The sequence below is a fragment of the Natronomonas salina genome (assembly GCF_013391105.1).
In the GTDB taxonomy this organism is placed as follows: Archaea; Halobacteriota; Halobacteria; order Halobacteriales; family Haloarculaceae; genus Natronomonas; species Natronomonas salina.
This window is the reverse complement of the sequence record NZ_CP058335.1, coordinates 1,834,585-1,846,564: the sequence shown is the minus strand read 5'-3', so window position 1 is coordinate 1,846,564 and position 11,980 is coordinate 1,834,585. Positions and strand designations below refer to the sequence as shown.

The window sequence follows — 11,980 nt, the reverse complement described above, 5'->3', positions numbered from 1 at the left end:
CGCCCCGTGCCCGTCACCCTATCGGACGAAGCGCGGCGGTACATCGCGGTCCTCGACGAGGAGACGGACGTCGGCGCGACCGACTGCGTCGTCGACGACGAGTACGACCGCGTGGCGTTCGTCGTCCCACCGGGGACGATGGGCCAGGTCATCGGCCCGGGCGGCGAGCACGTCAAGCGCCTCGAGTCGAAGCTGGGCCGCGACGTCGAGATAATCGAGGGCGCGGAGACGCCCGACGCCTTCGTCGCCAACGCCCTGGCGCCGGCGGCCGTCTACAACGTCACCATCTCGGAGAACGACACGACGGTCGCCTACGCCGAGGTCGACCACGACGACACCGGCGTCGCCATCGGCAAGGAGGGCCGCAACATCGACCTGGCGCGGCGGCTGGTCGAGCGGCACTTCGGCATCGACGAGATCGAGCTGACGTGACGGTACTACCGCGCCGCCTCGGATCCGGCGGTCGCGGTCGCCCGCCGTTCTGCTGACTCTTCGGCCGCCGGCAGCGTGACGTGGAACGTCGAGCCGTCGCCGGGCTCGGAGTCGAGCCACATCTCGCCGCCGTGACGCTCGACGACCCGCTTGCAGAGCGGCAGCCCGATGCCGGCGCCGTCCTCGCCGCTCTGCAGCTGTTTGAACATCTGGAAGATGCGGTCGTGGTGGTCGGGGTCGACGCCGATGCCGTCGTCGCCGACCGCGACCCGCCAGTCGCCGTCGTCGCTCCGCTCGGCGGAGACGTCGATCCGCGGCGGCTCGTCGCCGCTGTACTTGATCGCGTTCTCGAGGAGGTTCTGGAACACCTGGCGGAGCTGGTTCTCGTCGCCCTCGACGACGGGCAGCGGGTCGGCCTCGATCTCGGCGTCGGTGGCCTCGATGCGGACGGCGAGGTCGTCGCGGGCGTCCGCCAGGACCTCGTCGAGGTCGACCGGGCCGACGGGGTCGCCCTCCGACTGGACCCGGGAATACTGGAGGAGGCCGTCGACCATCGCCCGCATCCGGTCGGCGCCGTCGACGGCGAACTCGATGTACTCGTGGGCCTCCTCGTCCAGGTCGTCGTCGTAGCGGTCCTCCAGGAGCCGCAGGTAGCTGGAGACCATCCGGAGGGGTTCCTGGAGGTCGTGGGAGGCGGCGTAGGCGAACTGCTCGAGGCGCTCGTTGGAGCGCTCCAGCTGGGCGACGGTCTCCTGGAGTTCGGCCTTGGTCTCCTCGAGCTCCCGGTTGGTTCTGGCGAGTTCCTGGGTGCGCTCCTCGGCCTCGTCGGCGCGGACGATCGACTGGGCCTCGTTGGTGCCGACGAGGAAGCCGCCGTTCGCGCCGATTCCGACCCCGATCACGGCGGCCCGCAGCGGGTGGTCGAGACTGCCGGCGGGGTTCCACGTGAGCAGCCAGACGACGCCGAGCATCAGGACGATGCCGCCGAGGGCCCACCCCGTGATACGGGCGTACAGCGACGCGTGGATGCTCGACCGCGAGACGCGGTAGGTACCGTAGAGGAGGGCGAACCCCGGCCCGGCGACCAGCGTGAAGTCGATGAGGGCGGCCGTCTGGGAGGCGCCGGCGTTCAGCCGGAGCCCCGCCTGCACGACGCCGAGGGCGACGAACAGGCCGCTTGCGGCGGCGAGGAACCACAGCGGCGACACGCCCCGGGCGGTCCGGTTCGGGGATGCCATCTGTCGGTGGAAGGCCCAGGCCCACATTATAGGTTGCGTGTCCCTGACAAACCGCCAGGGAACGGGAAAACAAACGGCACCCGCAACGCCCGCCGTGACATCGCGGTCGCTCCGCGGGTATCAGCCCCCGGTCAGTGGACGAGCCGTCGCCAGGCGGCGGCGAAGCGTCCGAGGACGGAGTCCGAGCGCCCGGTCGTCGAGGATCGACTGCCCCGGTGGGCCTCCAGGTCGGCCATCAGGTCGCCCATCTCCGGGTCGATGGTCCCCAGGACGTCGGAACCGCCGGTCGGCGCGGGGCCGCCCTCGCGGACCAGGACGCCGTCGCAGTCCGGGCAGCGGTAGTAGCGGTTCACGTCGCCACCCTGGGCGAGGTGGCGGACCCGCTCGTGGTCACAGCCCGGCTCGTCGGAGATGGCGTAGAACTGCCGCTCTGGTTTCGAGGCCATACCCTGGCTTCGGCCGAGACGACGCTAAGGTCGTGGCCTAGCATGGCCGGCAAACGTCGCGGAACAGGCTACCGAAGGTAACTGGACAGCAGTGGTCACTGCGGCGGCGACGGACGCGTGCGTGAGTCACACACGTCGGCGGGGCCGAAAAGGGACGCTTAAGTAGCTCCGTAGGCAAGCAAGAGCCACTATGGCGAACGGCAAATACGCCGCGCGCAAGCTCAAGCAGGACCGCCAGAAACATCGGTGGTCCGACTCGGACTACGCGCGCCGTGCCCGCGGACTCGGCAAGAAGTCCGACCCCCTCGAGGGCGCCCCGCAGGGTCGGGGCATCGTCCTCGAGAAGGTCGGAATCGAAGCGAAACAGCCCAACTCGGCCATCCGGAAGTGCGTCCGGGTGCAGCTCATCAAGAACGGCAAACAGGTCACCGCCTTCTGTCCCGGTGACGGTGCCATCTCGTTCATCGACGAGCACGACGAGGTCACCATCGCCGGCATCGGCGGGGCGAAGGGTCGTGCGATGGGCGACCTCTCGGGCGTGAACTACAAGGTCGAGAAGGTCAACGGCGTCTCGCTGATCGAACTCGTCCGCGGGAACGCGGAGAAGCCGGTACGATGAGCTCGGAAGCCCCCGAGCCGGACGCGCCCGCCTCGACCGACGACGAGCGCGTCTCGGCGCAGCTGTTCGAGGAGTACAGCGTCGACGACATCGAGTACGCCGACCCCTCGACCCGGCGGTACATCACGGTGACGCCGATCGCCCACACGATGGGCCGGCACTCCGAGAAGCAGTTCAAGAAGTCCGAGATCAGCATCGTCGAGCGGCTGATCAACCGCCTGATGCAGACCGAGGAGAACACGGGCAAGAAGCAGCAGGCGACCCGCATCGTTCGGGAGGCCTTCGAGATCGTCGCCGAGCGCGCCGAGGAGAACCCGGTGCAGGTCCTCGTGACGGCCGTCGAGAACGCCGGCCCGCGCGAGGAGACCGTCCGCCTGAAGTACGGCGGTATCTCGGTGCCGAAGGCCGTCGACGTCGGCCCGCAGCGCCGCGTCGACCAGGCGCTGAAGTTCATCGCCCAGGGCACGTACAACGCGTCGTTCAAGTCGACGACGCCCGCCGAGGAGGCGCTGGCCAACCAGCTCGTCGGCGCCGCCAACTACGACCTCCAGGCGTACCCGATCAGCCAGAAGGAAGAGCAAGAGCGCGTCGCGGCGGCCGCGAGGTAAGCCACGTCGCCGGGCCACCGTGCCCGACCGACGTCTTCTCTCTCATCTGCTGTCGCTTCGACCGACCAGCCGCGCCCGCGGACGAAGGTGTGATAGATGCAATCGAAGCTTTCCAGGAAGCTTACTTAGCCAACTGATAACCACGGTCCTCCGGCCCGGTCTCGGCTCCGATTCACATCGTGTTGTTCAGGTAACAGGACCTTACCGGCGATCTGGGCCGGCTGCCGGGCGAACCAACGGCCTGCGTGCGGTCGGAATCGCCGCGCCGGTAAGCAGTGGATGTCTCGAGTAGGGTCACCGAATAATCCGTTCCACCGGCTATAAGCTGCATATTATAATACCAGTAGACGGTCAAGGGGAGTCCGTCGCACGCGAGACACCGAGATAGCCGTCCTGAACCGACGACGGCAGCGAAAACCGGAGATCACACTTACATATGTACAACAAACGGATACTGGCAGCAGGATTGGCGGCATCGATCGGCGCACTGGCACTCATCGGCGTCCTCCTCGCCGCGAGCGGGGTCGCGTACGCGGTCCCGCTTGCGGGCGTGGGCGGGTTCACCGTCGAAGCAGACGAGATTCGCGGGGAGAGCATGTACATGTACCCCGGCGTCGAGGAGACCAGCGAAAGTGACGCGCAGCCGGTCGCCGTGACCGAGATGCAATCGACCGAGATCGACGGACTCACCCTGACCAAGGAGATGGACGCGAGCCCGATGCCCGGCCTCGACGGCACCATGCGGGTCGTCATCTCACAGGGCGGTAACGAGACCGTCGAGACCGGCCAACAGATGCTGAAGTTCACCTCCTTGCAGGCCGAGGAGTCGCAGTTCTCCGGGCAGGTCGTCAACGAGCACAACAGCGACAACCCGAGCGATCAGTTCGACATCGCCGCACCTGGTGACGCCCAGGATGGCAAGACCGTCAACATCTCCGGCTCCGAGCCGGGGCTGGTCCTCAAGAACGCCGAGATCCAGGCCCACTACCTGGCCGTCAGCTCGATCAGCATCCCGGACATCCAGATCAACGTCGAGTACGACGAGGGTGCGAGTCCGAGCGAGAGTGATAGCAGCGGCGCCAGCACGACCGAACAGAACAGCGAGGACAACGACAGCCAGGAGGACCAGCAGGTCGTCGAAGCTGGTGACCGCGACGGCGAGAAGAACAAAGCCATGGCCGCTGCCTCGTAACGATGCGGCCCACGACCGGTGGGACTGGTAGCCGAACGCCGGACGCGATTCCAACGGAGGTCCCCAACAACATGACATCGCACGGTACGACGAATCCGGGTGGTCGACGATGCCGGTAGCGTCGTCGACCGACGACGGGCGGTCCCGCAGCCGGCGGGCGCGGTTCCGCGAGTGGCGACGTCAGCGTCCGTTCGCCGGCGGCGTCCTGCTGATGATCGCCGGGCTGTTGATCGCCTGGGTTCCGATGCAGTTCGCCTTCGAACTCCTCCTGGTCGGCGGTAGCTACACCTACATCGGCCTGCTGTGGTCCGTCGGGGTGTTCCTCACGGGCGCGTTCGCCATGTACCGCCCGGACCTGTCGACCATCTTCGGCGTGATCGGGGTCGTCATCTCGATCCTGTCGCTGCTGGGGGCCCTCGGCGGCCTCCTCATCGGGATGATCCTCGGGATCATCGGCGGCAACCTCTGTGTCGCCTGGTCCCCTCCCGGCGCCACGAACGAGAAGAACGGTCGGAACGAGAGCCGCCCCGAGCGCGGCAGCGACGACACGACCGACGACCGGCCGGCGGTCCGGACCGACGGCGGCACGGTTCCCGAAGACGAGCCGACCGGAGCGACCGACGAGGACGACGATGACCTGCTCGGCCTCGCCGCGGGCGGGGCGCTCCTCGACCGCGTCCGCCGCCGGGCACGCCGAGCGGCGCGGGAGGGCACCGACCTGCTTCGGCGGGCGGAGTCCGGAGCCGACCCCGGGCGCGTCGTCGACGCGGCGACGTCCGGCTGGACGTCGAAGCGTCTCGCGATGACGTTCGCGCTGCTCGTGGTGACCAGCGGGACGCTGACGCTCGTCAGCACCATCCCCGCGGCCGCGATACTCGGCGACAACGGCCAGACCAGCTACACCGTCGACGTCGGCGAGATCCGGCTCGGCGAGGGCGGACAGATCTGTGCGGCCGCCGGCAGCGGCGACACCTACTACGTGACCATCACCGACGCGACGCTGGTCGACGCCACCATCTACCAGCAGCGTGGCGACGAGGCCGTCAAGACCACCTTCCCGAGACTGGAGGTCGAGGACACCATGGTGATGGAGACCAGCGGCGAGAACGACCGGCTCGACATGCTGGCGACCTCCCTCGGCTGCACCCAGGAGGACCAGACCAGCCGGACGGTCTTCCGGAACCACTTCCAGTCGAGCTCGCTGCTCCGCGGCTCACAGGGCGTCTCGATGATGAATATGGAGTCCGTCGACGGGGCCATCCCCGAACCCGGCGGCTTCCAGTTCGTCGCACCCCAGGACAACGAGACCGGGGGAGACAACCTCACCGAGGTCGGCAACGTCTCCGACGTCGAGGAGGTCGCCGGCGACGTCGACGACGTCCTCAACGACAGCCTCGACGAGCGGCTCCTCAACGATACCGGCGAACTCGGCGACCGCAACGGGACGGTCGACCCCGTGAACGAGACCGCCGACGCCGTCAACGAGACGGTGAACGGTGTCGACGAGACTGTCGGTGCGGTCAACGAGACCGCGGGCGTCAACGAGACGGTCGACGGTGTCAACGACACGGTCGGTGCCGTCAACGACACCGTGGACCGCGTCGACCGGACCATCGAGAACGCGTCGTCGGGCCCGGTCGACGCGGTGAACGCCACCGACAACCTGACGACCGGCACCGGGGACGTCGTCTCCTCGGTGAACGAGTCCGTCGAGAACACCACCCGGCGGACGGCCGACGGCGAGCCGCCGGAGAACGCCACGGATGCGGTCGACGAGACGACGGACACCGTCGACGACACCACCGGAGAGGTGACCGGGACGACCGACGACGTGACCGACGCGACCGACGAGGTCGCCGGCACCGAGGAGAACCGGACCGGCAGCGAGGTCGTCGACGGGACGACCGACGCCGTCGACGGGACGACCGAGACGGTCGAGAACACCACCGACGGCGTGACGGACACCGTCGATGACACCACCGAAGCTGTGGTCGGCTCCACCGAGGAGACGGCGACCTCGACCACCGAGACGACGACCGCGACGGAGACGTCGACGGCGACCACCGATGGCGTTACGGACGCCGTCGACGGGACGACCGACGAAGTGGTCGGCTCCACGGAAGAGGTGGTCCCCTCGTCCACCGAGACGTCGACCGCGACGGAGACGTCGACGGCGACAGCCACGACGACGGAGACGGTGACGGAGACGACGACCGAGACCGACGTGCCGGTGACCGAGACGGTGGTTCCGACCGCGACGCCCGAGGACACCGAGGACCTCCCGAGCTGGTTCGACCAGGTCCCCGACGACGAGGAGGACTCGGTGCTGAATACCATCGATGAGACGGACGGCGGGGTCGACGACGTCGCGAACGTCACCGAGGAGACCACCCACCTCTCCGAGGACGAGATCGACGCCGACGAGAACCTCACACAGCTCGACAACGGGACGGTGCTGCTGTTGAACGGGACCGACCCGCTCGACATCGACTGGGGGTCGGACCTCCCGGTCGAGACCGAGGTCGACTCGATAACCGGCACCGCGACCGAGTCGGACTCCGGCGACGACGGCACCGCGACGGAGACCCAGAGCGACTCCGACGACACGCTTCTCCGGGTCGCGGGCTGATCGCGTCGCCACCACCCCACTTCCTCGCTTCTTTCGACGGTCGCGAGCGACCGCCAGCGGCGCCCTCGCCGCGGACGCGAGACCTGAACACTTTAGCGACAGGCGAGCACAGGCTCCGACGTGACCTGCGAACGCACTCGCCGCCGGTTCCTCGCGACGGTCGGCGCGGCGGGGGCGCTGTCCCTCGCCGGCTGCTCGTCGGACGACGACCCCGGGACGTCCACCCCGCCGGAGGACATCGAGCCCGTGGAGTCGCCGTACGACCTCTCGATCGACCACGACGTCGAGAACTGGGCCGACTACGACCCCGAGTGGTCGCCGCCGGAGACGTCGCCGACGGAGGCCGAACTCGGGACCGAGACGGTCGTCGAGAACCTCGAGATCCCCTGGGACATGTCGTTCGCCGACGATGGGACGCTGTTCTTCTCCGAGCGCATCGGCCGCATCAGCCGCTACGAGGCCGGCGAGATCGAGACCGTCACCGAACCCGGGGACGTCATCGACCACGCCACGTCGGTCGCCCCGGAGTTCGAGGGCGAGGACTGGTGGGGTGGCGGCAGCGAGGGCGGCCTGCTCGGCATCACGCTGCACCCCAACTACCCCGACGTGCCGGTGCTGTACGCCTACTACACCTACGAGGCGCAGCCGCCGAGCGAGGACGAGGAGGGCGTCTACCGCAACCGGCTGGTGTTCTACGACCTCGGGAACGACGCCGAGGAGACCGTCGTCATCGACGACGTGCCCGGCCACCGGATCATCCACAACGGCGCCCGCCTCGCGTTCGGCCCCCGGAACTACCTCTGGGTGACGACCGGCGACTCGGGCGACGGGGAACTCGCCCAGGACACCGCCAGCCTCGCGGGGAAGATCCTCCGACTGAAGCCCGACGGCACGCCACCCGAGGACAACCCCGGCTTCCCGGACCCCCGCATCCACACGGTCGGCCACCGGAACTCCCAGGCCATCACGTGGTTGCCCGACGCGACGGCGCTGGCCGCCGAACACGGCGAGAACGCCCGCGACGAGGTGAACGTCGTCGAGGGCGGGAACAACTACGGCTGGCCGAAGGCCCGCGGCGGCCCGGGCGACGACGCCTACGGCTCCTACACCGACCACGACGACGTGACGCCGCCGCTCGTGAACACCGGGAGCGAGACGTGGGCGCCGCCGGGCGGGACGTTCTACACCGGCGACGACGTCCCCGCACTCTCGGGGCGGCTCGTCCTCGGCGGCCTCGTCTCCCAGCGGCTCAACGTCGTCTCGGTCTACGAGGGCGAGGCACCCGACATCGGCGGCACCCGCTACGACGCCGACTGGATGCACCCCGACTACGACGCGGTCGCCCACGCGCTCTTCGAGGACGAACTGGGGCGCATCCGCCACGTCGAGCAGGGCCCGAACGGCGAACTGTACGCGGTCACCTCGAACCGCGACGGCCGGAGCAGCGAACCGCAGGAGGACTCCTTCCCGACCGAGGGCGACGACCGGCTGGTCCGGATCGTCCAGAACTGACCGCGGGACGCGTTCGGTCCGTCAGTCGGCCGCCTGCCCGCCGCCGCCGGCGTAGTCGCGGGTGACGTCGACGAGCGCCTTGCGGTACTCGGACTCGTCGGGGTCGTCGCCCAGCGACCGGAAGTGCGTCTTGAACCGCGACAGCGAGACGCCCGGCGCGTCCGCCGCGGCCGCGTGCGCGAGGTCGTACAGCCGGTGGTCGTCGCCGATGGCGTCGTGGCGCTCCAGCAGCGCCAGTGCGAAGGCGGCGTTGACCGCCGTGATCTCTGGGTCGGCGGCGGCGGTCAGCCGCTGGTAGTCGCCCGGCGGCGCGTCGGTCGGCGGCGAGTCCGCGACCGCTCGCGCCAGCGACGACTCCATGAAGGCGACGAGCTTCTCCGTCGGGCCGATGTCGAGGGTGATGTCGTCGGCGTAGATGTCCTTCATGTGGTTGGCGATCTGGTAGCAGTGCGCGAGCTTCCGGCGCTCGACACTCCTGCCGGCGAGCGCGAGGAACAGCGCTTCCTCCGTGGACTGGAGGTGCGAGGGGTGTTCCTCCTCGTATCTGGCCATGTGGGCGAACTCGTGGAGGGCGAGCTCGCGGGCCATCGCGGAGGTCGCCGCGCGCCGGGAGACCAGTAGCTCGTGGCGGTCGTCGTAGTGGCCCGCGACGGTCCGCTCGTCGGGGTTCTCCCGGATCTTCACGACCACCGGGAGCTCGAGGTCGTACTCGGTGCCGAGCAGGTCACGGGCGGCGAGGAAGGGCTCGGCGGGCCCACGACCCGTCACGCGAACGTCCATGTCTGTTATTACCACGGGCTTGCGCCGCTTGACTCTTGTGCCGGCGGCGATACGGGCGGTCGGTCGGTGGTGCGGTTCTGATCGATGCGTCCGATAGCCGTCCAGCGATTATGACGCCTTCGGTGCCGGTGGTTCCGGCGAGTACCTCCGAGACCGGTACGGGGTGCCGAGCGCGCCTTGCGAAGGCGGAGGCGGCGGTACTGCGACGGCCTGACGCGGCTAATCAAGAAACACTATCCTTTTCACGCTGCTGCTGAAAGCTCACTGTATAATGGGCCGACGCAAGAAGATTGTACAGGAGTGTGAGCGGCTGATGGACGAACCGGAGCACATCCGGAACATCGCCATCGCCGCCCACGTCGACCACGGGAAGACGACGCTGACGGACAACCTGCTGGCCGGCGCGGGCATGATCTCCGACGAGACGGCCGGCGAGCAGCTCGCGATGGACACCGAGGAGGACGAGCAGGAACGCGGCATCACCATCGACGCGGCCAACGTCTCGATGACCCACGAGTACGAGGGCACCAACCACCTCATCAACCTCATCGACACGCCGGGCCACGTCGACTTCGGCGGGGACGTCACCCGCGCGATGCGCGCCGTCGACGGCGCGCTGGTGGTCGTCGACGCCGTCGAGGGCGCGATGCCCCAGACGGAGACGGTCCTGCGACAGGCGCTCCGCGAGGGCGTCAAGCCGACGCTGTTCATCAACAAGGTCGACCGCCTCATCTCCGAGCTCCAGGAGGGCCCCGAAGAGATGCAGGAGCGCCTGCTGTCGGTCATCCGCGACGTCAACGAGCTCATCCGCGGCATGACCGAGGAGATGGACGACGTCGAGGACTGGACGGTCTCCGTCGAGGAGGGCACCGTCGGCTTCGGCTCCGCGCTGTACAAGTGGGGCGTCTCGATGCCGTCGATGCAGCGGACGGGCATGGACTTCGGCGAGATCATCGACCTCGAGCGCAACGACAAGCGCCAGGAGCTCCACGAGCGGACGCCCCTGTCGGACGTCGTCCTCGACATGGTCTGCGAGCACTTCCCGAACCCCGTCGACGCCCAGCCGATGCGTATCCCGCGCATCTGGCGCGGCGACGCGGACTCCGAACTCGCCGACACGATGCGGATGGTCAACGAGGACGGCGAGGTCGTCCTGATGGTCACCGACATCGGCGTCGACCCCCACGCCGGCGAGATCGCCGCGGGCCGGGTCTTCTCCGGGACGATCGAGAAGGGCCAGGAGCTGTACGTCTCCGGGACCGTCGGCACGAACCGCGTCCAGAGCGTCGGCATCTACATGGGCGGCGAGCGCGAGGAGGTCGAACGCGTCCCCGCGGGTAACATCGCCGCCGTCACCGGCCTGAAGGACGCCATCGCCGGCTCGACGGTCTCCTCCGTCGAGATGACGCCGTTCGAGTCCATCGAGCACATCTCCGAGCCGGTCATCACGAAGTCCGTCGAGGCCCAGAGCATGGACGACCTCCCGAAGCTCATCGAGACGCTCCGGCAGGTCTCCAAGGAGGACCCGACGATCCAGATCGAGATCAACGAGGACACCGGCGAGCACCTCATCTCCGGGCAGGGCGAGCTCCACCTCGAGGTCATCACCCAGCGCATCGAGCGCAACCAGGGCATCCCGGTCAACACCGGCGAACCGATCGTCGTCTACCGCGAGGCTCCCCAGAGCGAGTCCCGCGAGGTCGAGGGCCGGTCGCCGAACAACCACAACCGGTTCTACATCACCGTCGAGCCGCTCGACCAGGACATCATCGACTCGATCAAGCTGGGCGACATCTCGATGGACATGCCCGAACTCGAGCGCCGCGAGGAGCTCATGGAGCAGGGCATGGACAAGGACACCGCCCAGAACGTCGAGACGATCCACGGCACGAACGTCTTCATCGACGACACGAAGGGTATCCAGCACCTCAACGAGACGATGGAGCTCGTCGTGGAGGGCCTCGAGGAGGCCCTGGACGACGGCCCGCTGGCCGCCGAGCCCGTCGAGGGCTCGCTCATCCGGCTGCACGACGCCCGGCTCCACGAGGACGCCATCCACCGCGGCCCGGCACAGGTCATCCCCGCCGTCCGCCAGGCCGTCCACAACTCGCTCATCGACGCGGACATCAAGCTCCTTGAGCCGATCCAGGAGGTCCGCATCGACGTGCCGAACGAGCACATGGGCGCCGCCTCCGGCGAGATTCAGGGTCGACGCGGCCGCGTCGACGACATGTACCAGGAGGGCGACCTCATGGTCGTCGAGGGTATCGCGCCCGTCGACGAGATGATCGGGTTCTCCTCGGACATCCGTAGTGCGACCGAGGGACGGGCCTCCTGGAACACGGAGAACGCCGGCTTCCGCGTGATGGCCGACAACCTCCAGCCCGAGATCATCCAGGAGATCCGCGAGCGGAAGGGCATGAAGACCGAGCTGCCCGAGCAGATCGACTACTTCTAGACCTCCACTTTTTGCACGGGCCGGCTTCGCCGGCCCGGCAAAAACTTGGGGAAAATATGCGCGCCC

At 68.4% G+C, this 11,980-nt stretch carries 10 protein-coding genes; 7 read left to right on the top strand and 3 right to left on the bottom strand.

Annotation, left to right across the window (positions count from 1 at the left end; all coding sequences use genetic code 11):
• Positions 1-6: 6 nt before the first annotated feature.
• Positions 7-432: a NusA-like transcription termination signal-binding factor gene (locus tag HWV07_RS09730; protein WP_178334110.1), complete on the top strand. Its 426-nt coding sequence runs from the start codon at positions 7-9 to the stop codon at positions 430-432.
• Between the two features lie 5 nt (positions 433-437).
• On the opposite strand, the gene HWV07_RS09725 is transcribed toward HWV07_RS09730, so the two are convergent.
• Together HWV07_RS09725 and HWV07_RS09720 are read right to left on the bottom strand one after the other, a co-directional pair.
• A complete protein-coding gene (locus tag HWV07_RS09725; RefSeq protein WP_246279866.1) occupies positions 438-1,670 on the bottom strand; it encodes an ATP-binding protein in 1,233 nt (410 codons plus the stop codon).
• A 131-nt stretch (positions 1,671-1,801) separates the two neighbouring features.
• The gene (locus HWV07_RS09720; RefSeq protein ID WP_178334108.1) at positions 1,802-2,116 is read right to left on the bottom strand and encodes a hypothetical protein; all 315 of its coding nucleotides are present in this window, start codon (positions 2,114-2,116) and stop codon (positions 1,802-1,804) included.
• Between the two features lie 190 nt (positions 2,117-2,306).
• Here HWV07_RS09720 and HWV07_RS09715 point away from each other — a divergent pair, with 190 nt between their 5' ends.
• The 5 genes from HWV07_RS09715 (at position 2,307) to HWV07_RS09695 (ending at position 8,676) form a co-directional block, all read left to right on the top strand.
• Positions 2,307-2,735, top strand: coding sequence for a 30S ribosomal protein S12 (locus HWV07_RS09715; protein WP_011321791.1), 429 nt, complete (start codon positions 2,307-2,309; stop codon positions 2,733-2,735).
• Positions 2,732-3,343: a 30S ribosomal protein S7 gene (locus tag HWV07_RS09710; RefSeq protein ID WP_178334107.1), complete on the top strand. Its 612-nt coding sequence runs from the start codon at positions 2,732-2,734 to the stop codon at positions 3,341-3,343. Before HWV07_RS09715 ends, HWV07_RS09710 begins: the two co-directional genes overlap by 4 nt.
• Before the next feature lie 436 nt (positions 3,344-3,779).
• The gene (locus HWV07_RS09705) at positions 3,780-4,535 is read left to right on the top strand and encodes a DUF6230 family protein (protein WP_178334106.1); all 756 of its coding nucleotides are present in this window, start codon (positions 3,780-3,782) and stop codon (positions 4,533-4,535) included.
• Between the two features lie 109 nt (positions 4,536-4,644).
• Positions 4,645-7,164 carry a DUF6114 domain-containing protein gene (locus HWV07_RS09700; protein ID WP_178334105.1) on the top strand — a complete coding sequence of 840 codons (2,520 nt, stop codon included), beginning with the start codon at positions 4,645-4,647 and terminating at the stop codon, positions 7,162-7,164.
• Positions 7,165-7,284: 120 nt separating this feature from the next.
• Entirely contained in the window at positions 7,285-8,676 is a 1,392-nt protein-coding gene (locus tag HWV07_RS09695; protein WP_178334104.1) for a PQQ-dependent sugar dehydrogenase, read from the top strand.
• A gap of 21 nt (positions 8,677-8,697) precedes the next feature.
• Here the strand turns inward: HWV07_RS09695 and HWV07_RS09690 are convergent, their stop codons facing one another.
• Complete coding sequence (locus tag HWV07_RS09690; RefSeq protein ID WP_178334103.1) at positions 8,698-9,456, bottom strand: DUF5781 family protein; 759 nt, start codon at positions 9,454-9,456, stop codon at positions 8,698-8,700.
• 271 nt (positions 9,457-9,727) lie between these two features.
• On the opposite strand from HWV07_RS09690, the gene HWV07_RS09685 reads away from it, so the two are divergent.
• Positions 9,728-11,914: an elongation factor EF-2 gene (locus HWV07_RS09685; RefSeq protein ID WP_178334102.1), complete on the top strand. Its 2,187-nt coding sequence runs from the start codon at positions 9,728-9,730 to the stop codon at positions 11,912-11,914.
• The last annotated feature ends 66 nt before the right edge of the window (positions 11,915-11,980 follow it).